This is a genomic window from Streptomyces spinosus (assembly GCF_020400655.1).
Lineage (GTDB): Bacteria > Actinomycetota > Actinomycetes > Streptomycetales > Streptomycetaceae > Streptomyces > Streptomyces argyrophylli.
The window spans coordinates 1-20,082 of sequence record NZ_JAINRC010000028.1 but is presented as its reverse complement, the minus strand read 5'-3'; the positions used below and the strand labels follow the sequence as shown (position 1 = coordinate 20,082).

Genomic DNA, 20,082 nt, shown 5'->3' with positions numbered 1-20,082 from the left:
TCGACGTACGGGGGAAGACGGGAACGGGCGGCGGCCCGGCAGACCCGCGGTGTGCGTTCTCAGTCCGGGAGGGTGCGGGCGGCGATGGCCGAGGCGCTGATGGCCGCGGGGAAGCCCGCGTAGAACGCGATCTGTGTGATGAGCGCGCCGAGTTCGGCCCGGGTCACCCCGTTGTCGACGGCGCGCCGCAACTGCGCGGGCAGTTCTTCGGGGCGGTACAGCGCCACGACCGCGGCGACGGTGGCGATGCTGCGGTCCCGCGGGCTGAGGGCGGGATCCGCCCAGACCTCGCTGTACAGAGGGTCCTCGACCAGCTCGGTCAGGGCCGGCGTGAAGGCGCGGGCCATCTCGCGCGGCGACAAGGGCGTGGAAGGCGTCTCGGACCGCGTGGTCATCACGAACTCCGAGCGAGGGCGTGGCGCGCGATGCTCGCGGCGAACAGCGGGGTTTCCCGCCGGTTGTGGTCACCGGAGGCTGCCTGCCGTGCGGCGGCGGCCTGCTCGAAGGTGATGCCGTTCTTCTCGTTGAACTCCAGGAACTCCTGGGTGGGGTGACTGGTGACCTGGTTGGTGTAGGTGACGGTGCCGTCGCCGTTGTCCTTGGCCGACAGGTCCCAGATCACCTGGACCGACGTCCAGCCGTGCGGGGTGAGCACATCGGAGGTGGACACCATGTGGCAGTGGTGCTTCTCGGCGATCTCGGCGACGTAGTGCTGGATCACCAGTCCGGTGCCGATCATCTCCACGTTGATCGACATCGGCCTGCCGTCGTCGGTCGTGGTGTAACCCGCCGCCTTGTGGTCGGGCGGCGCGCAGCGCTGGTACTCCTTGTCCGGGAGGTTCAGCAGCCAGTCGGCGATGTCGATCGCGTCCCAGGGCGCGTCGAGCGGCGCGTGCTCCGTCGAGCTGGACAGGACCAGATCGGTCAGGACCTTCTTCGGATCACTCATTGTTCACTCCTTCAGTGAGGGCCACGGCGGGAACCGGGCCGGCTTGTGCAGGGGTAGGCCGACCGGACACTGCCGGTTCGACCGCCCCCGGTCATCCGTCGACCGCTTCTGCGGTCCAGGACGGGGCGGGGTGAGGAGGTCGTGCGGGCCGGGGCCGTCGCCGCGGGTTCCGGCACCGGGATCACCGGCGCCATGCTGTCGGTTCGGTGACTTCGGATGCCGCAACCCTAGAACCGGCGGAACCGCGGCGTTTGTCCGTCAGCGCACCGCCGATGTCGCCGCGACGCACTGATCAGCGGCCCACTGATCAGCGGCAGCAGCCCGGCGAGTGCGCCGGTGACCGCGACGAGGTGGCCGGCGGTCGCAGCAGCGGCTGCGAAGCGCGGTATCGGACCAACCCTGTCGAGGCGCTCGGACGCCTGTCTCACCTCCGCCATGCCTCTAGGGTGAAGATAAACAACATCGAGGTCAAAGACCATTTTTCGATGCCAGCAATAAGTGAGGTGAATGATCGTGGAGCTGAGAACGCTGCGGTTCTTCGTCGCCGTGGCCGAGGAACAGAGCTTCACGCGCGCCGCCGACCGGCTGTCCGTCGCACAGCCCGCCGTGAGTCACCAGATCCGCTCCCTGGAGAGGGAACTCGGGGAAGCGCTCTTCGAACGCAATCCACGCAGCGTCCGCCTGACCGAGGCCGGCCGGGTGCTGCTTCCCCTGGCCAACCAGACCCTCGCCGATGCCGACAGGGTGACCGCGGAGTTCGCCTCCCGCACCGCGCTGGTCACCGGCACCCTCCTCCTGGGCACCGTGGACGGGGTCCAGCACACCCGTCTGCCCGCGCTCCTCGGAGCCTTCCACCGCCGGTACCCGGGTGTCACCGTGCAGCTCGTCGAGGGGCGCAGCGCCGGGCTCATCTCGCGCGTCGAGAACGGCGAGCTGGACGCCGCCGTGGTGGCCCTGCCGGAGCATCCCCTGCCCCAGGGCATGCGCAGCGTGGTCATGCTCGAAGACGAGATCGTGGCCGTCGTCCCGGCGGACTCCCCTCTGGCAGGTCGCACGAGCATCCCCATCGAGCTGCTGTCCGGAAAGACCCTGATCAGTTACGGCCAGGACAGCGGACTGCGGCCATGGCTGCAGTCCGCGTTCGATGCCGCAGGCATCGACTTCGCCACCCGGTACGCGACCAACGACGCGGCCCTCCACGTCGCCCTGGTGGAGGCCGGCATCGGCGTCTCCCTGACGGTGGGCACCGACCGGGCTCTCACCGGCAACCCCCGCGTCAGTGCCGTCCCGGTCAGCCCCTCCCTCGCTTACCGCAAGGCACTGATCTGGCGGGGCGCACCGCAGCCCACCCGGCCACTGCGGGCCCTGCTGGCCCTCGGTCCCGCGGCTCCATGACGCTCATCGTGGCCGGCCGCGCGGTTCCTCACGCCGCGCGCTCCCGGCACGCTTGCGCATACGCCCGTATCAGTGGCCGGTGCGCGTCCTGTCTCCGCCAGGCCAGCGCATACCTACTGGGTCCCAGGCCGCGCACTGGGCGGGTGGTGACTCCGCCCAGGGTGATCAGGGGCGCGTTGCCCTCGGCCACCAGGCAGATGCCGAGGCCCGCGACCAGGGCCTCGTACGTCTCCTCGGCGCCGGATATCTCCGCGCCGATCCGGGGTGGGCGGCCGGCGCGGGCGTCCAGGGCGAGCCAGTGGTCCCGCAGCCGGCCCGCGCTCTTGGGGAGGGCAAGGAACGGCTCGTCCTGAAGGGCGGCGAAGTCGACCTCGGCGTGGTCGGCCAGCGGATGCGACTCGGGCAGGGCGAGCAGCCGGGGTTCCTCGGCGACCACCGTCCAGTCGTAGCGTTCCTCGTCGGGCAGCGGCAGCCAGACGAAGGCGACGTCGGCCGTCCCGTCCGCCAGACCGGCCGTCGGATCGTCCCAGCTCATCTGGCGCAGCCGGACCGTGACCTGAGGATGCGCGGCGGTGAACCGGGAACGGATGGCCGGCAGCAGCCCGCCCCGGCCCAGGCTCGTGCTCATGCCCACGACCAGCGTGCTGCGCTGGGCCGCCTCGACCGCCTCCACGGCCGCCGCCCCCGCGTCCCAGGCGGCCAGCGTCTGCCTGGCATGCGGCAGCAGTGCCTCCCCGGCAGCCGTGAGCGCGACGCGGTGCCGGTCCCGCCGGAACAGGTCCGCCCCCAGCTGCCGCTCCAGCGCCCTGATCTGCTTGCTCAGCGCGGGCTGCGAGACGTAGAGACGCTCCGCGGCGCGCGTGAAGTGCAGTTCCTCGGCGACCGCGACGAAGTAGCGCAGGTCCCGGACGTGGACGTCGTTCGCCATAACCGATGGTTATCACCATGGGTCTTGGACTGGCAACGGCGCGCCGCAGCAGTCTTGTTCGTGTCCGGTACGCGGACGACGACGGTGCGGGGAGTGCTGATGAACAAGGTGTGGCTGGTGACCGGGGCGAGCAGCGGGTTCGGGCGGGCGATCACCGAGGCGGCCGTGGCCGGCGGTGACGTGGTGGTCGGAGCGGCCCGGCGTCCACAGGCCCTGGAGGACCTGGTGGCCGCCCACCCCGACCAGGTGGAGGCGCTCCGGCTCGACGTCACCGACCCGGCCTCGGCCGAGGAGGCCGTGCGGGATGTCGTGAGCCGGCACGGGCGGATCGACGTGCTGGTCAACAACGCGGGGCGCACCCACGTCGGCGCCGTCGAGGAGACCACCGACGACGAGCTGCGCGGCCTGTTCGACCTGCACTTCTTCGGTCCGGCCGCCCTGGTGCGGGCGGTGCTGCCACACATGCGGCAGGGCGCGGCGGTGCGATCGTGCAGATGAGCAGCATGGGCGGGCAGATGTCGTTCGCGGGCTTCGGCGCCTACAGCGCGACCAAGTTCGCCCTGGAGGGCCTGTCCGAGGCGCTCGCGGACGAGGTGCGCGAGTACGGCATCAAGGTGCTGGTCGTCGAGCCCGGGGCCTTCCGGACCTCGTTGTTCGAGGGCGAACGGGCCGGGGCCAGCTCCGACACCGGTGCGTACGACAAGGTCGCCGAGACCCGCGGCCTCGTCGCCGGCGGCCACGGCACCCAGCCCGGTGATCCCGCGAAGGCGGCCGCCCTCATCCTGGCCGCGCTGGAGGCCGAGCGCACTCCACTGCGGCTGCCGCTCGGCGAGGACGGGGTGAGCGCGGTCCTCGCCCACCTCGATCAGGTCCGCGAGGACGTCGCCGCGTGGGAGGAGCGGGCCCGGCTGACCGGTTTCGACGCCTGATCCTCGCCGTGCTTCGGCCTCGCGCTGTCCCGAGGTGGGCTGTCCGCGCCCCGGAGAAGGCCGCCAGGCCGGCTGGGAGCGGTTCTGATCGACGGCGCCCGCATCCGGTGATCATTCCCCGCACGCGGCAGCGGCTCAGGCCACCCAGCCGATCAGCAGTCCTGAGAGCAGAGCCGCGGGGCCCGCCAGCCACGCGGTGACCGCATGCTCGGTACGCCATCTGTCCATCACGAGCGTGGCGAACACGGCTACGAAGAGCCGGAAGAAGGTGTCGGCCAGGTTCCCGTCCAGCGCGGTGATGACCTGGCTCGTTCCGAAGCCCACGGCGGTCCAGAGCAGGAGGGGGTTCGGCGTCTGTCTGCCTGTCGCCAGGACCAGGACGGCGATGACCAGCACGACTTGCAGTACTTCGACGATCAACACGACTGTCTCTCTCGTACGGGCGGGTGGCGGCCGGGTGTGTGCCCGGCCGCCACCCGCCGGCTGTCGGTTCGGCCTACTTGCAGCCGTTGGCCTTGCCCCAGTAGGTGTAGGGAATGAAGCCCGGGTACAGCCACCACCACTGAAGTTCGAGGCAGTGATGTACCTTCTGTGCCCACTTCGCCTTCTTCTCGATGAAGTAGGCGTCGATGGACAGGTAGTTGAGCGCCGTGGCCTTGGCGATCTTCAGCAGTGAGGCGATGGTGCCCGCCTTGCCGCTCAGCCCGGCCCAGCTCTCCGCCTGCGCTGTCTCGTGCTTGTTGAAGCGGATGCGCAGACCGTAGTAGTGCCAGGAGAAGCGCAGGCGTCCGGTCAGATCGAGATCGTTCACCGGGTCGCCGGGGTAGGTGTAGGCGTCGGAGTTGCCGCCGTACACCGGGTCGGTGCTCAGGAACCGGCCGGTGGCCGGGGAGTAGAGCCGGACCCCCATCTGCATCACGCTGCCGAGCGCGTCGGCCGGCCGCTGGTATCGGCCGAGCCATCCGTAGGTGCTGCCGGCGGTCGCGTCCAGTGAGTTGCCGTACTCGTCGAAGTGCTGGACGACGGCGGCGGCTCCGGCGTCCAGCGGCTGGCGGACGCTGACGTCGCCGTGCACGTCGGTGAACTGCAGCACGACGTCACCGCCGGCCGAGGTGGTGGCCGCCAGACCGTCCTCCAGGTCCCGGACGTCACGGCTGATGGCCTTGCCGGAGGCGCTCCAGGTGGGGCTGTCACAGGCGCAGCCGTAGTGGTTGGTGACGGTCGCGGTGTCACTCCAGGTGCCGCTCGCGTCCTTCGTCTGGGTGGTCTGGACGGCGAGCCGATAGGCGGCGTCAAGGCTCCACGCGGTGCGCGTGGAGCCCACCGTCTCCGAGGCGACGAGGTCGTTGGTGTAGTACGACAGGGCCGTGCCGCCGCTGGTGGTGGTGCGCCCGAAGGCATCGTAGGCGTAGCCGGGGTCGGTCAGCCGGTCAGCCGAGTCGTAACTGTGGGACGAGGTGGTCGTGGTGGCGTCGGCGGTGCTGTCGTCGCAGTCGTCCGACGTGGTCTTGAGCGAGTCGCGGTTGCTGTTCGCGTCGAAGCCGTAGGAACGGGTGGTGCAGCCGGTGCCGGTGGTGTCGGTGGCCTGGGTGAGGCGCCCGGCGGCGTCGTAGGTGTAGGCGGTGTCGATGCTCGGGCCGTCGGTCTGGGTGTGACCGAGCTGCTGCCCGCTCGTGGAGTACTCGGCCGTGTCGGAGGCGACGGGGGTGCCGTCGGACGTCGTGTACTCACGGCCGGTCTGGTTGCCCGCCGGGTCGGTGCTGACGGCCAGGCTGTAGCCGCCGGGCAGGCTTTCGGACAGGAGGGAGCCGTCGGCGTCGTAAGTGCCGGTGAAGGTGCCCGCGACCGAGTCCGTCAGCGTCCTGACGTTCTCCGCCGTGTCGTAGGCGTACGTCACGGTGGAGGGGGCCGAGTCGGTGGTCCTGACGGTCCGGCCGAGGATGTCGTAGGCCCGGGTGGCGGTGTTGCCCGCGCCGTCGTTGTACGACAGGAGCCGGCCCAGGTCGTCGTAGGTGTACGCGATGGTCTGGCCGCCCGTGGACTGGGTCGCGATCTGGCCGTTGCGCGGGTCGTAGCCGATGGTGGTCGCAGGGGTCTGCGTGCCGGTGCCGCCGGAGACGGCGCTTTTGACACCGCGGCCGGCGTCGTCCGCGGTGATGGTCGTGGTGCGGGTCACGCCGTTCGCGGTCTCGGCCTTGGTGGCCGTCTGGCCCCAGCGGTCGTAGGTGTAGACGGTGGTGACCGCCTCGGTGGGGTTGCCGCCGCCGTTCGTGATGGCGGCCGCCGGCGCCGTCCTGCACAGGAGTCCGGCCCATTCGGGGCGGGCGCCGCAGGTGCCGGAGCCGTCCGCGGTGTAGTAGGTGGAGAGCAGGGTGTCCGCGTCGGAGCCGGACGACCCGGCGGTGCGTGTCGAAGCCACCCGGCCGGCGCTGTCGTACGACGTCACGGTGCCGTCGGTGGCACCGCCCCGGGTGGCCTTCTGCCGGCCGGTCGACCAGTCATAAGTGGTGGTGACGGTCGTGGTGTCGCCGTCCGTGGCGTATCCGGCGACCGCGGCCCCGATCACCGTGGTGGTGACCAGGTTCGAGACCGCCGCGTCGGCGGGCCGGTTCTCGTCGTAGGTGTACGACGTGTGCGACCGGGCCGGGACCGCGCTGCCGGCGGCCAGCGTGCCGGTGCCCTTGAGTTCGGTCGCGAGGGTGATCTGGTGCAGCGGGCCGTACTCGTCGAGCAGCCGCTCGCCGTCGGCGGAGTACACCCGGACGGTGCTGAGCCGGCGGGCCCGGTCCGCGGTCGGCAGGTCGGTCAGGCCGAGGGCGGAGAGCTTCTCGGCGGCTCCCTGGCCCGTGCCGAGCGCGAGGGCCCGGTTGGCGGCCGTCAGGTTCGTGACTTCGTGGCCGTACTCGTCGTGGCCGGTGACGGCCATGGCGCCGCCGGGCGTCGCCAGGTCGGTCTGCTCGCCGTCGGCGTTGATGTAGGTGACGGTGGCGCGGGTGTAGTCGCCGGCGGTCAGGTCGCTCCCGGTGCTGGAGGCGGGGACGCTGTCGGCCGGGAAGACCGCGGTGGCGTCGGTCGGTGCCTCGTCCTGACCCCAGGTGGCAACCGTGCCGGCGTCCGTCTGGTGCGGGGCGCCCGTACCGGACAACGGCACGTCGTACACCACGGTCGTGGTCGCCTCACCGGAGGTGGTGTTCGCGCTGCCCTCGGCCAGCGCGGGCCGCGAGGCGCTCAACAGCATGCCCGCGCCCGCGGTCAGGGCGGAGCCGGCCTTGCCGTAGGCGAAGGTCCAGGGCAGCTCACCGGGCTTGGTGAGGGTGGCGACCCGGCCGTTGGAGTCGTACGTGTACTGCGTCTTCAGCGCGGGGGTGATACGCGGATCCCACACCTGGCGAAGCCGGCCGGCTGCGTCGTAGCCGTAGGAGGCGACGGTCTCGGCCGTGGCGGCGGAGGCACCGGGGTCGGTGGCCCACAGCCTGATCGCCTTGACCTGACCCCGGTGGTCGCCGGGGGCGGAGTCGGTGCCCGTGGTGGAGTCCGCGTAGACGAACTCCAGGACCCGGCAGCCCTTCGTCGCGGGGGCGCTCTGGCAGGTGGCGGCCGGAACTCCGGCGGTCGGGGAGATCACGTACTTCGGGCGGGCCAGCTTGCCCGTGTCGTCGGTCTCGGAGACCGTCGTGACGGTGGAGTCGGACACGGCGGTGGCCGACGAGGACAGGGTCCAGGTCGGGAGCGAGGAGGCCGTCTTCGTGAACACCGTGGTGTCGGCGTCCGTGTCGGTCAGCGTGAACGTCGTGCCGGACAGGGTGCCCTTCAGTGTCACGCCCTCGGCGCCGGTCTCCGGCTGCCAGCCGCCACCCGAGGTCGCGGTGAAGGCGATGGTGCCGCCGTCCGCCGCGAGGAGTTCCACCGAGGTGGCGGAAGTCCTGCGGATCTGCGTGTAGTCGCTGCCCGCGGCGGCGATGGCGGAGGTCCAGCCGGGGCCGAAGATCTCCGCCTGGCCCTCCTTGTCCGTGTCGTTGGCGCGCGACGAGTACGTGCGCTCCACATCCGCGGCGAAGGCGGAGGCGTCCGTGGCCGACAGGGTGTAGTCACCGGTGAGTTCGTTGACCGTGCCAGGGCCGACGTCCGCGGTCGGCGCGGTACCGGCGTCACGGTCGAGGGTGACGGCGACGGTCTGCGAGTGGCCGGTGCTGATGCCGTCCGTGAACACGGCCCGCAGCTGGATCACACCGTCCTCGGCCAGCGATCCGACGGTGTTCCACACCAGCTTGGTGGCGTTGCCGTCGCTGACGGCGACCGGCCAGGCGGGCACGGCGTCGCCGGACGCGGTGACGTCGCCCACGGGCACGGTGTGCCAGCCGTCCGTCTCGCCGCGCCGGTACTCCCAGGTCACCCCGGTGTAGCTGGTCAGGCCCCTGGCCGCCAGCGTCAGCCGACGCGCGGTGGTGTCACCGTCCTTCGGGGCGATGACCGCCGCGCCCTCCGCGCCGACGCCGAAGGAGTACGTGGTGGTGGCGGAGAGGTTTCCGGCGGCGTCGACGGTGCGTGCGTACAGCGTGTGCCAGCCGTTCGCCGGGGCGATGCTGACGGTCTGTGCGTCACCGCCGGTGCCGTCGGTGGTGTCCTGCTTCTTGTTCGGCGCCGAGGAGTCGTCCAGGCCCCAGGAGTAGCCGGCGCCGTCCGACGAGGAGGTGTCGAGCGTGCACGAGACCGCGTCGGCCGCCTTCGCGTTCCAGCCGTTCTCCTCGTACGTGTCACAGCTGACGGCCGGCGCCGCGGGCGCGTCCGTGTTCAGCGTGAACGTGGTGTAGCCGGACCAGGGGCCGTAGTCGGTGCCGTCATAGGCCCGCACGCGGTAGCGCAGGTGCTTGCCCGCCGGCAGGGCGGAGGCGGACGGGATGGTCAGCTGGGCCGTGGAACCGGAGGCCACCGAGGCGGAGGTGCCGGTGTAGGAGTAGGTGGTGTCCGCGTACGCCGGGTCCGCGGTCACCTCGAACTGTCCCTTGGTGGTGGCCCCGTCCGGGTCGGTCGTCTTCGCCGACAGGGTCGGCGTGAGCGAGGTGACGTACCGGGTTCCGCTGTAGGCGTTGACCTGGGAGGGCGAGATCACCGGCGAACTCGGCACAGCCGGGTACGAGTTGTAGGTCACCGTCAGCTTCGGCGCGTAGCCGGGGGTGGTGTAGTTCGCCGAGCGGAAGCGCCGCCAGGTGGTGGCGTCCTTCTCGTCGTCGCCGCGGATCTGCAGACCGTAGTTCGGGGCGCCGTCGGCCCACGACTGCGCGATCGACTGCAGGTTCCAGTGCGACCAGTTCGCCGGGCAACTGGAGTCGTAGCCCCAGTGACCGGTGTTGGAGGACATACCCGTGGTCGTGGTGGACGGCTGTACGCCCCAGGTGATCGAGGACGACGACCAGCCGGAGGTGATCCGCTTCGCCACGGTGGCCGCCCCGGCGGTGGAGCAGGTCGCCGAGTAGTAGTTGTACAGCGACATCGTCGCACCGGTGATGTGCTTGCCGGTGAACTGGGAGACGTCGAACTTCAGATACGAACGTGCCACGTCGGTGCCCGCGTCGTACGTGCCCGACTTCAGCTCCTGGGAGGAGATCTGGGAGTCGGGGTAGTCGGGGTTCTGCACCCAGGTGTCGGTGGTGACCGCCAGCGTGGTGGTCGGATCCACGGTCACCGGGTAGGTGGCCGTGGCCAGGAAGTCCTGGTCCGGGGTGAGCACCAGGGTCTGGGCGCCGTCGGAGGCCGTCTCGATCTCCGTCTTGACCTGCTGCTGGTGCGCGGACTCGCCGGATGCGGGGTCCTTGGAGGCGTCCCACATCATCGGGGCGGGCGCCTCGGCCACCAGGTGGCCGTCGCTGTTCTTCAGCAGCAGGTGCCCGGAGGCGGCCTGGGACAGCTTCAGGCCGTCCAGGTCGAGCGGAATCCGGTAGGAGACCGTGTCGTCGCCCGGCCGCTGGGTGAGTTTGATGGCCTCCGAGAAGCCCTGCGCCAGCGCGGTGACCGAAAGGGTCTGTCCGCTGCCCAGGTCGTAGGAGGCGGTGTTGTCCTTGACGGTCGGGCTCGGCAGGTTGTTCTCCCAGCGCAGCCCGAAGGTCTCGTCGCCCTTGGCCACCGAGGCGAGCTGCTTGTCCCCGCCATCGGACACCGCGATGTCCGCCGCCGCGGCGACCGGTGCCAGGTCGGGGCCGGCGTCGGACAGCGAGGTGTCGATGTCCTTCCACGTGCCGTCCTGCTTCACCCGGACCGGCCCGGCGTACGCCTCCGTCCGCAGTTCGCCGCTCGGTAGCGCGAAGGTCGTCGAATCCTCCGTCCGTTCCGACAGCACCTCGATCTTCCGGTTGAGCGTCCGCGCCGTCAGCAGCGCCGACGCCACCGAGTCCGCGGACGTGGCGGCCGACTTGACGTCGGACGCCTTGACTGTCCGCGCCGCACCGGAAGCGGTCGCGAAGCCGACCCCCGTGCCCAGCGACATCAACGCGGTTTCCGCCGCCAGCACCGCGGCCACCGCGAGCGCGGTCCGTCTCAGCCGGCTACCTCCGCGTGGCGGTCCCGACCGCCACGGCCTGTTTCTCATCAACGCCCCTCCGTCAAGCCGGTCGGGGGCACGGATGCGACCCCCGATCAGGAGGTGAGAGAAAGGGAGCCACATGTCTCCCAGGTGAACGAGGCCGCCTCTGAGCAGGGAGAACGCTTCCTCAGATCCCGCTCAAGTCCCTTGCGCCGGACCTGTTTTGACTTGCTCATGACCGGCGAGATTATGCGTCTCCCCAAGCGACCGTCATGTGATCACCAAGCCGAACCGGACACATGACCGCTGATCAGACATCGGCTCCCCACTCGTCCTCCACGGAAGACGCACAGCTCCCACGGTGATCCTTTACGAAGCCGTGATCAGCCACGCCTCAGCCTCCGGCCGAGGCCCTGCCCGCTCGGGCGGCGGCGCGTTCCGCCAAGGCGGCTGCCGCCCGCCTGGACCCCCGCTCACTGGGTTGGTCAGGCGGACCGGTCGGTCACGCGGACCGGTCGTTCGCGACGAACTCCACGGTCGTTCACGATGGACGCCACGGTCGTTCGCGCCCACCAGCACAGGGACGCGTCGCGAAGACTGGCGGGTGGCGCGGGCCGTGTGCATCTGGTGCCCGGCCGGTGCCGGGTTCGTCTGCCGGCTGTGACGCGGTGGCTCGGTGCACCGAGCGGACTTGACGTGAGGTCAGGCCGAGGGGCCGCACGTGCTCTCCGACGCCCCGGCTACGGCGCTCCGCCGCTCCGCCGCTCCGGCTGCGCGTGGGGCACGGCGGCGCTTGCGTGGCCCGCTGAGCGCGGTCGCGCCCGGCCCGCGCAAGCGCCGCCCGTCCGGGGCGTTCAGCTGCCGACGCGCATATAGGTGAGGAACACCGCGCCGCTCTTGAGGACGGTGTGGTCCGCGAGTGTCCAGGTGCGCGGGTCGAAGGCGGCCTTGCGGGAGAACAGCGGGATGCCGTCTCCGATGGTCAGCGGGCTGGCTTTGAGGACGAGCGTGTCGATCTCGGCGTACAGGGAGCCCGCGAGCTCGGCGCCGCCCAGTAGCCAGATGTCCTTGCCGTCCTGTCGCTTCAGCTCGCGCACGGTCGCCACCGGGTCGTCGGCCACCAATTCGACGGCCGGGGCCGGGCTCTCGGTCAGGGTCCGGGAGAACACGAGGTGTCGCAGGTGGGGATAGGCGTCGGTGATGCCGGCCGCGAGGCCGATCTCGTAGCTGCGCCGCCCCTCCAGCACGGTGTCGAAGTGCGTGCCCTCCGCCGTGACGGACAGGGCCTGCCGGGCCTGGACGGGCAGCGTCTCCGGGTACTCCGCCACGAGGTGCTGTATGTAGTCCCCCGGTATGGGCCAGAAGCCGTCGGGACCGGTGGGGTCCCCGCCGCCGGGGCCCGCGATGAAGCCGTCGAGAGTGGTGGCGACGTAGTGGACGAGTCTGCGCATTCCGGGTTCCCTCCGTTGGTCACGCTGTCGCGCTACGGCCCGGCACCGGCGGACGGCATGAGGAGGTGCGAGGCCGCCGAGTGATCATGGCATCTGTCCGACCGGCGTGTACGCCTTCCGTCGAATCCCGTGGTCCTCCGCCCGCGCGCCGCCGTCGGCAACCCACCCCGGCGCCCTCCCGTCGCGAATCGGTCCACGCATTGGCATGGACCTGACTCAAAGTCCGTACTAGGCTCTGCGGCGCCACGATTGAGAGCGCTCTCACCATCGGCTGTTCCACCCCCACTACTGGAACGACGAAGGGCAACCCCCATGAGACGCACCAGGCTCGCTCACGCGGTCTCAGCCGCACTCCTCGTCCTCGGCGGACTGGGCGCGGCCGGCGCCTTCCCCGCCTCCGCGGCCGGCTCCGGGACAACCGCCGCATCCACCGCACCCACCACATCCACCGCGCCCGCCGCCGACGGCATCGTGAACGCCATGCAACGCGACCTCGGCCTGACCCGCACCCAGGCGGTGGCCCGGCTCGCGGCCGAGAAGGCCGCCGCCGACCTCGCCCCCAAGGCACGCCGCACGGCCGGCGCCGCCTACGCGGGCTCCTGGTTCGACGCACCGAGCGGACGCCTGACCGTCGCCCTCACTCCGGACGCCCCGCCCGCCACCCGGCGGACGATCGAGCGCTCCGGGGCCGTCGTCCGCACCGCCGATCACAGCGCCCGGCAACTGGACGCCGCCAAGGCGCGGATCGACCGGTTGACCGCGCCCTCGGGAGTCACCGGCTGGTACGTCGACCCCAAGGCCGGGGCGGTCGTCGTCGAGATCGTGCGCGGCAAGCAGGCTGACAACGATGTCCGGCGCTTCCTGTCCCAGGCGCGCCGGACCGGGCCCGTCACCATCGCGGCGACCTCGGCCCCGAGAACCCTCGCGGCGGGCACCGTTGGCGGCGACCCGTACTACACCGGCAACGTCCGCTGCTCCATCGGCTTCTCGGTGTACGGCGGCTTCGTCACCGCCGGGCACTGCGCACAGCCCGGCGCCGCGGTCAGCGGCTGGGACGGCTCCTACATCGGCACCTTCCAGGGCTCCTCGTTCCCGGACAACGACTACGCCTGGGTCAGCGTGGGCAGCGGCTGGTGGACGGTACCGGTGGTGCTCGGCTGGGGCACGGTGCCGGACCAGCTCGTACGCGGCTCGGCCGTCGCACCCGTCGGCTCCTCGGTCTGCCGTTCCGGCTCCACCTCGCACTGGCACTGCGGCACGGTGCTGGCGCTGAACGAGACCGTCAACTACAGCCAAGGTGCGGTGCACCAGCTCACCAAGACCAGCGCCTGCGCCGAACCCGGGGACTCAGGCGGCTCCTTCATCACCGGAGACCAGGCACAGGGCGTCACCTCCGGCGGCTGGGGCAACTGCTCCAGCGGCGGCGAGACCTGGTTCCAGCCGGTCAACGAGATCCTCAACCGGTACGGTCTGACTCTCCACACCTACTGACCGCACGCACCGGCCGACCGGCCCGGGGGCTTCGCGCATCCGGCGCGGAGCCCCCTTCCGCGGGTCCGAGCCCGGGGCGGAGCGCCGTCGTGGGCCGGCTCCTGCGCGCAAGGCCCGCTTACCCCAGGAGGCCCTCGACGCCTTGGTGGCCCGCGCCTGCGTCTCCTCCTCTGTCACCCTCGCCGTGAACAAGCCGGGCCCGGTCCGGGCCCATACGCTCAGCCGGCCGAAGTGCCCTGGTGGAAGTACATCCGCCAGCCCGTCTCCGTCAGCCGCCACAGAGAGCTCCGCCATGCGCGACGGCCCTGGTTGTCGGCGAAGTACGTCAGGTGAACGACGCCCGGAGCAAGGACGACTCCGGACATCTCGCCGACCTCGACCGGAGACTCCTGGGACACCGAGCCGCCACTCGTCACCGCGAGGACGGTCTCGACGTCCCACCGGCGTCCCGAAGCCCCGATCTCGGTGAAGTCCGGATCCAGAAGCTCAAGGACGCGCGCCGGGGAAGCACGTACATCGGGATCAAGAAGCCGCATCTCCCCGTCGATGGCCGCCCGCACGGCCCGCTCATTCTCATCCGTCATACGGGAACCCTACGGACGCGGCGTTCGTCGGACGGCCAGGGGCTCGTCCGGGGCGCGGCTCGGTGCGGTCGGTGGGGTACTGGTCAGCCGAGCGGGTCGGCGGTGTCGCGCAGGGTGGCCAGGGCCGGTGCGTACATGCGGGCCTTGATGGTGCCGAGGGTGTCGCCGGCCTTGTTCACCTGAGCCTGGGCGATCTCGATGGCGGTGGAGCGCACGGCGTCCTCATCGACCGCTCGGTCGACGATGCCGGCGGCCGCGGCGTCGGTGCCGCCGTAGCGGCGGGCGGTGAGCATGGCCTCGTGCGCGGTCCGCGGGGCGAGCCGGGACTGGATGAGGGCGGTCATGCCGGGGGTGAAGGGGATGTTGATGTCCGCTTCGGGCAGGCACCAGTAGCCGCGGTCGGCGCGCATGACGCGGAAGTCGTGAGCGAGGGAGAACATCGCGCCGGCGGCGAAGGTGTGCCCCTGCAGCGCGGCCACCGTGACGACCGGCAGCGACAGCATCCGCGCGAACAGCTCGTGGACGGAGACGACGTAGTCCTGGTGCTGGTCGGCGTGGGCGAACAGCCACTCCAGGTCGAGCCCGTTGGAGTAGAACTTGCCGGTGGCGGCGGTGACCAGGGCGCGGGGGCCTTCCGCCTTCGCCACCTCGTCGAGCGCGGCGCTGACGGCGGTGAGCCAGTCGGGGTGGAAGCGGTTCTCGCCGTCTCCGAGGTCGAGGACGAAGACGTTGTCCTGACGGTCGAGCGAGGGCATGACGACTCCTTCGGGGTATGCGGGTGATGCGCCGGGTGGCCGCGGGTTACGGCCGGGGACCTGGTTCGGCGCCGGGGCGGTCGCGCAGGGCGTGGCGGAGCAGGTCGTGGATCTCGGCGGCGGCGGCCTCGATCGGGGCGGTGCTCTGTTCGGCCCGGCACATGATCACCGCGCCTTCGACCGCGGCGATGATGAAGGCACCGAGCCTGCGGCTGCGTTCCTCGCTCAGGCCGTGCCTCAGGAGGAGGGCCGCGAGGGCCTCCTGCCAGCGGGCGAAGACCGCGGCGGCAGAACGGGCGAGCTGGGGCGCGTCGTCGTTGGTCTCCACGGCCACCGCCACGATCGGGCAGCCGGCCCGGAAGCCGCTCTCCTCGAGCCGGTCACGCCACAGCAGGAAGAACGCGTCGACGGCCGCCACGGGATCGTCCGCCTGCGTGGCGGCGTCGATCAGCCCCGCGATGAAGTCCCCCGCCAGCGCCACCGCTTCGTCGATGAGCTGGGCGCGCCCGCCGGGGAAGTGGTGGTACACCGAGCCTCGGGGAGTTCCGCTGTGGGCGAGCACCCGGTCGATGCTGGTCGCGCTCGCGCCGTACTCACGCAGCAGAGCGGCAGCACTGAGGATCATGCGTTCACGGCTGTCACTCCTGCGCGGGCTCATCCGCTCAACCACCTTCCCAACGGCCGTACGGCCCACCGGGCCACCCGATCTACTCGACAGTAACTTATGGGGTATGCCATAGAACATGCAAGAGGAACGGCAGACGGTCATGGAGTCCGTGGTGAACGCACCGTGGCGGTGCCCCTGAGCGCGCCCGGGTCCGCGAGGAACCGCACTCCAAGGCGCCAGCGCCCCCGCACCTCATCGATCGCTGTGATCCGCGTCGCTGTCCCTCGTTCGTCTGTGACGTTTGCCGGCCGGCGTCCGCTGGGAGAACGGGTCACCCGTGTGACGGGTGTGCCGATCTGTCTTTCTTCTGTGGCCGTTGCTGGCCTTCTGTGGGGTGGATACGTCGTGAGCCGTCGTACGTCGCATGCGTACAGACCGCTGAGCTTCAGGCGACGGGCGTGGTTGACGCTCGGTGCCGTGGTGCTGGGCGGGGGAGGGATCGTGACCTATGCGGTCGCCAGCCCGTCCGGGGGTCCGGGCGCCGAACGCGCCAAGCGACCGGCGAAGGTCTACGACCTGTCGCTGGCGGGCAGTTCGCAGGACAGACGGGAGCTCACGCGCGAGGACACCGAGGAGTTCTCCCTGCTCGGCGTCTCCTGGACGGGTGCCGCCAAGCGTCTGGAGGGCACGGTGCGGGTGCGCACCCACAGCCTTGGGACCGGCGAATGGAGTGCCTGGCGGAAGCTCGAAGTGAACGTCGACCCGCTGGAGAAGCCGGGCCGGCGCGTGCGTGGCGCCTCGGAACCGTTGTGGGTCGGACCCTCGAACGGCGTGCAGGTGCGGGTCGTCCACGAGAACGGCCACGCCGGCAGGCTGCCCGGTGGGCTCGAGGTCAACCTGGTCGACCCGGGTGTGGTGTCCACCGCCGAGACGAAGGCGAGCGGTGCTCCGGCCGAACCGGCCGGATTCGCCGTCCCCGCGGAGACCACGGACGCCAGCAGCTCGCCGGCCGACTCCGGGGCGCCCACCGAATCGCCCACGTCGAGCGACAGCGCCGACGCCACGCCCACGGACGGGCAGACCACCACGGCTCCCGCGCCGACCGGCACCACGTCCGATCCCGGCCCCACCGGCTCGGTTTCCGCGTCGCCGTCGACGAGCACGTCCACGAGCCCGTCGGCCACCCCGCCGTCCGCGCCGCCTTCGACCGTGCCGCGGCCGCCGATCGTCACACGTGCCGGCTGGGGCGCGGACGAGTCGATCAGCCCGGAAGCACCCGAGTACAACAACGACGTCAAGGCCGTGTTCGTCCACCACACCGACGGGGCGAACGACTACTCCTGCGCCGACTCGGCGTCGATCGTGCGGAGCATCTACGCGTACCACGTGCAGGTCAGCGGCTGGAAGGACATCGGCTACAACTTCCTCGTCGACAAGTGCGGCACCCTCTTCGAGGGGCGCAAGGGCGGGGTCGACCTGCCGGTGTTCGGCGCCCACACTTACGGCTGGAACCGGGAGTCCACCGCCGTCGCGGTGCTCGGTGACTACACCACCACCAGCGCCTCCGACGCCGCGCTGGCCTCGATCGCCCGCCTCGCGGCCTGGAAGCTCGGCCAGTACGGCGCCCAGCCCACCGGCACAACCGAGCTGACTGCCGGTGCCACCCAGAAGAACCTTGCCGGCACCGGCTTCACCGCCGGCGGCACGTACACGTTCCAGCGGATCTCCGGTCACCGCGACGGCTACAACACCGAGTGCCCCGGCGGCCTGCTCTACGACCAGCTGCCGACCATCCGCACCTGGGCGGCCGGCCCGGTCCAGGGTCTGAAGGTCACCTCGGTGAGCGGCGCCACCCTTTCCGGCTCGACGTACTACACCAAGGGCGCCCTCACGGTGAAGTGGACGGCCACCACGCCGGCTTCGCTGATCTCGAAGTTCGAGCTGCTGGTCGACGGCAAGACCGTCGCCACGACGTCCGGCAGTGCCACCTCCGCCACCACCACCCTGGCCGTGGGCAGCCACAGCGTCGCCGTCCGGGCCGTGCACCAGTCCGGCAAGACAGCGACCAGCGCCGCACTGCCCGTCGTCGCGGAGACGACCGCGCCGACGTTCACCACCACGCCGAAGCTGTCCCTGCGGACCGGAACCGTCAGCACCACCGCCGTCCCGGTCGCCCTCGGCTGGAAGGCCACCGACGACAAGGCCCTTCGTTACGTGAAGCTGCTGTCCCCCACCACCGGCACCTTCACCCCCGCCACGACCGGCTACAACACAACCGCCAAGTCCGGCACCGCCACCACCTGGTCGATGCGTGCCTACGACTACGCCGGCAACTACCGCACGTCCTCCCCCGCGTACACCCCGATGATCCTCCAGGAGAGCTCCGCCACCAGGTCCGGCACCTGGAGCACCCGCTCCTCCACCAGCTACCTCGGCGGCAAGTCGTACTCCAGCGCCTCCAAGGGGGCCGCCCTCACCTGGACGTTCACCGGCCGCTCGGTGGCCTGGGTGGTCTCCCGGGCCACCAGCTCCGGTCAGGCCTACGTCTACGTCGACGGCACCAAGGTCTCCACCGTCGACCTGAAGTCCTCCACCACGTCGTACCGGCAGGCCATCTGGACCAAGACCTGGTCCGGCAGCGCCAAGCACACGGTCAAGATCGTCGTGGTCGGCACCAGCGGCCGTCCCACCGTCACCACCGACGGCCTCGTCTACATCAAGTAACCCGCCGGCCGCGGGGTTGCGGCACGCCCTACCGACCGGCGCACGCGGAAACGCGTGCGCCGGTCGCTGCGTCCGTATCCGCAGTGTGACGCCGGACGTCCCCATACCTTTGCGCCGGCCGTGTGGGCCGGGCCGGTGTTCCGGCCCTCTTCGGCGGAGCCGTCGCCCCGGTGTGACGGCGACGCGCGCCTGACGTTCCGGTGGTCAGCAGGTGGCATTCAGCCGAAGTACACGCCGTTTCAACGTCGTTTCACCAGAGTTCCGCCTCGTGCCTACCTCACACTCACGCGTCGGCGTCGCCTCGGTATGCGCCGCGACCCTGGCGTTCTCAGGGCTGATCGCCACCGGGCTGCTCGCGGCTCAGCCCGCGGCTGCCGCCGATCCCGCCGGTTACCAGAACGTTCGCATCAACGAGGTCACCTCCTCGAACAACGACACCGTGGAGCTGTACAACTCCGGCTCCACCGCCGTGAGCCTCAGCGGCTGGAAGATGTCCGACGACGGCTTCTCGCCGCAGTCGTTCACCCCGTCCGCCACCACGATCACTCCCGGCGGCTTCGTCACCTTCAACTCGCCCAAGGGACTCGGTGACTCGGACAAGGTGGTGATCTACACGGCCGGCGGCGCGGTGGTCGACCGCGTCGAGTGGGCCACCGGCAAGGCGAAACCGGCGATGGCACGCTGTGGGGGCGACGGCACCGGCGCGTGGGTGACCGCGACCACCGCGTCCACGTTCGGTGCCGCGAACGCCTCGGCCTGCCCGTCGTCGATCCCGTCGGCGAGCCAGGTGCGGATCAACGAGGTCTCCTCCGACGGCTCGGACACCGTGGAGCTGTACAACGGCGGAACGAGCGCGGTCGGCATCGGGTCGTGGAAGTACGTCGACAACGACACCAGTCACTCGCCGGTCTCGGTCTCGTCCTCCTCTCCGAGCGCGACGAGCATCCCGGCGCACGGCTACGCCACGTTCGGCTCCGCGCTCGGTCTGGGCGACGACGACTCGCTCTTCCTCCTCGACGGCAACGGCACCACGGTGGACTCGGTGACCTGGGCCACCGACGGCGCCAAGCCGTCTTACGAGCGCTGCACGAACGGCACCGGCTGGTTCCAGACCTCCACGACCGTGACGTTCGGCAGCGCCAACTCCTGCTCCGGCGGGGGCAGCGGCGGCGGTCAGACCGGCCATCTGCTGGGCGGCGGGGGCTCGCTGACCAGTGGCTGCACCCCTGAGGCGCCCTCCGGCACGGGCTCCGCTCCGACGGGTACATCGGCGTGGCCGGGCGGCCTGGACGTCACGATCACCGACAACGTCTGCGCGTTCACCACGTCCACCGGTCCGGAGGGCCGCGACGTGAGCGGGCTGGCGTTCGATCCGGCGAACCCGTCGGTGCTGTGGGCCGCCAAGAACAAGAACTGGCTGTACAAGCTGGTCAAGAGCAACGGCAAGTGGGTCCCGGACCCGTCGTGGAGCGCGACCGGCAAACAGATCCGTTTCGCGGGCGGCTCGGGCCAGCCGGACTCCGAGGGCCTGACGGTCGGCGGCAACGGTCACGTCTACGTGACGTCCGAGCGTGACAACGCCGACAACACGGTTCCCAAGGACACGATCATGGAGTTCGACCCGGCCGCGACCGGACCGACCCTGACGCCGGTCCACCAGTGGGACATGACGTCGCAGTTCCCCCAGCTCGACACCGGCAGCAAGGACGACGCCAACCTGGGCTTCGAGGGCGTCGGTTACGTGCCTGACAA

Annotated in this window: 13 protein-coding genes and 1 pseudogene; 5 read left to right on the top strand and 9 right to left on the bottom strand. The window is 70.8% G+C overall.

Annotation, left to right across the window (positions count from 1 at the left end; translation table 11 throughout):
* Nucleotides 1–59: 59 nt before the first annotated feature.
* Both LG395_RS37255 and LG395_RS37250 read right to left on the bottom strand, forming a co-directional pair.
* Nucleotides 60–395 carry a carboxymuconolactone decarboxylase family protein gene (locus tag LG395_RS37255; RefSeq protein ID WP_225813427.1) on the bottom strand — a complete coding sequence of 112 codons (336 nt, stop codon included), beginning with the start codon at nucleotides 393–395 and terminating at the stop codon, nucleotides 60–62.
* Nucleotides 395–949, bottom strand: coding sequence for a hypothetical protein (locus LG395_RS37250; RefSeq protein WP_225813426.1), 555 nt, complete (start codon nucleotides 947–949; stop codon nucleotides 395–397). The genes LG395_RS37255 and LG395_RS37250 overlap by 1 nt, the downstream gene beginning before the upstream one ends.
* Before the next feature lie 513 nt (nucleotides 950–1,462).
* Between LG395_RS37250 and LG395_RS37245 the strand changes: the two genes are divergently transcribed.
* Nucleotides 1,463–2,344, top strand: a complete 882-nt coding sequence (locus LG395_RS37245) for a LysR family transcriptional regulator (RefSeq protein ID WP_225813421.1) — start codon at nucleotides 1,463–1,465, stop codon at nucleotides 2,342–2,344.
* 28 nt (nucleotides 2,345–2,372) lie between these two features.
* Here LG395_RS37245 and LG395_RS37240 read toward each other — a convergent pair whose 3' ends face one another.
* On the bottom strand, nucleotides 2,373–3,272 hold the full coding sequence (locus tag LG395_RS37240; RefSeq protein WP_225813420.1) for a LysR family transcriptional regulator: 900 nt from the start codon (nucleotides 3,270–3,272) through the stop codon (nucleotides 2,373–2,375).
* A gap of 99 nt (nucleotides 3,273–3,371) precedes the next feature.
* Here LG395_RS37240 and LG395_RS37235 point away from each other — a divergent pair.
* Nucleotides 3,372–4,201: pseudogene (locus LG395_RS37235) on the top strand (SDR family NAD(P)-dependent oxidoreductase).
* Nucleotides 4,202–4,336: 135 nt separating this feature from the next.
* On the opposite strand, the gene LG395_RS37230 reads toward LG395_RS37235, so the two are convergent.
* From LG395_RS37230 to LG395_RS37220, 3 genes are all read right to left on the bottom strand, one after another.
* Nucleotides 4,337–4,624 carry a hypothetical protein gene (locus LG395_RS37230; protein WP_225813418.1) on the bottom strand — a complete coding sequence of 96 codons (288 nt, stop codon included), beginning with the start codon at nucleotides 4,622–4,624 and terminating at the stop codon, nucleotides 4,337–4,339.
* A 73-nt stretch (nucleotides 4,625–4,697) separates the two neighbouring features.
* A complete protein-coding gene (locus LG395_RS37225; protein WP_225813417.1) occupies nucleotides 4,698–10,784 on the bottom strand; it encodes a DNRLRE domain-containing protein in 6,087 nt (2,028 codons plus the stop codon).
* Between the two features lie 788 nt (nucleotides 10,785–11,572).
* The gene (locus LG395_RS37220; protein WP_225813416.1) at nucleotides 11,573–12,169 is read right to left on the bottom strand and encodes a dihydrofolate reductase family protein; all 597 of its coding nucleotides are present in this window, start codon (nucleotides 12,167–12,169) and stop codon (nucleotides 11,573–11,575) included.
* 312 nt (nucleotides 12,170–12,481) lie between these two features.
* Between LG395_RS37220 and LG395_RS37215 the strand changes: the two genes are divergently transcribed.
* On the top strand, nucleotides 12,482–13,660 hold the full coding sequence (locus LG395_RS37215; RefSeq protein ID WP_225813415.1) for a S1 family peptidase: 1,179 nt from the start codon (nucleotides 12,482–12,484) through the stop codon (nucleotides 13,658–13,660).
* Nucleotides 13,661–13,878: 218 nt separating this feature from the next.
* Here LG395_RS37215 and LG395_RS37210 read toward each other — a convergent pair whose 3' ends face one another.
* From LG395_RS37210 to LG395_RS37200, 3 genes are all read right to left on the bottom strand, one after another.
* Nucleotides 13,879–14,244: a nuclear transport factor 2 family protein gene (locus LG395_RS37210; protein ID WP_225813414.1), complete on the bottom strand. Its 366-nt coding sequence runs from the start codon at nucleotides 14,242–14,244 to the stop codon at nucleotides 13,879–13,881.
* 83 nt (nucleotides 14,245–14,327) lie between these two features.
* Complete coding sequence (locus tag LG395_RS37205) at nucleotides 14,328–14,999, bottom strand: enoyl-CoA hydratase-related protein (RefSeq protein ID WP_225813413.1); 672 nt, start codon at nucleotides 14,997–14,999, stop codon at nucleotides 14,328–14,330.
* A 46-nt stretch (nucleotides 15,000–15,045) separates the two neighbouring features.
* Nucleotides 15,046–15,657 (bottom strand): TetR/AcrR family transcriptional regulator, encoded by a 612-nt coding sequence (locus LG395_RS37200; RefSeq protein WP_225813412.1) that lies wholly within the window; start codon nucleotides 15,655–15,657, stop codon nucleotides 15,046–15,048.
* 450 nt (nucleotides 15,658–16,107) lie between these two features.
* Here LG395_RS37200 and LG395_RS37195 point away from each other — a divergent pair, with 450 nt between their 5' ends.
* Complete coding sequence (locus tag LG395_RS37195; protein ID WP_225813411.1) at nucleotides 16,108–18,330, top strand: peptidoglycan recognition protein family protein; 2,223 nt, start codon at nucleotides 16,108–16,110, stop codon at nucleotides 18,328–18,330.
* A 268-nt stretch (nucleotides 18,331–18,598) separates the two neighbouring features.
* Nucleotides 18,599–20,082, top strand: a 1,484-nt coding sequence (locus tag LG395_RS37190; RefSeq protein ID WP_225813409.1) for a lamin tail domain-containing protein, incomplete at its 3' end; no start/stop codon positions are given.

Excerpts from the sequence above, each read along its gene's own strand:
- LG395_RS37255 (WP_225813427.1), bottom strand. The coding sequence starts at position 395 with ATGACCACGCGGTCCGAGACGCCTTCCACGCCCTTGTCGCCGCGCGAG.
- LG395_RS37250 (WP_225813426.1), bottom strand. The coding sequence starts at position 949 with ATGAGTGATCCGAAGAAGGTCCTGACCGATCTGGTCCTGTCCAGCTCG.
- LG395_RS37240 (WP_225813420.1), bottom strand. The coding sequence starts at position 3,272 with ATGGCGAACGACGTCCACGTCCGGGACCTGCGCTACTTCGTCGCGGTC.
- LG395_RS37225 (WP_225813417.1), bottom strand. The coding sequence starts at position 10,784 with ATGAGAAACAGGCCGTGGCGGTCGGGACCGCCACGCGGAGGTAGCCGG.
- LG395_RS37220 (WP_225813416.1), bottom strand. The coding sequence starts at position 12,169 with ATGCGCAGACTCGTCCACTACGTCGCCACCACTCTCGACGGCTTCATC.
- LG395_RS37215 (WP_225813415.1), top strand. The coding sequence starts at position 12,482 with ATGAGACGCACCAGGCTCGCTCACGCGGTCTCAGCCGCACTCCTCGTC.
- LG395_RS37210 (WP_225813414.1), bottom strand. The coding sequence starts at position 14,244 with ATGACGGATGAGAATGAGCGGGCCGTGCGGGCGGCCATCGACGGGGAG.
- LG395_RS37205 (WP_225813413.1), bottom strand. The coding sequence starts at position 14,999 with ATGCCCTCGCTCGACCGTCAGGACAACGTCTTCGTCCTCGACCTCGGA.
- LG395_RS37200 (WP_225813412.1), bottom strand. The coding sequence starts at position 15,657 with ATGAGCCCGCGCAGGAGTGACAGCCGTGAACGCATGATCCTCAGTGCT.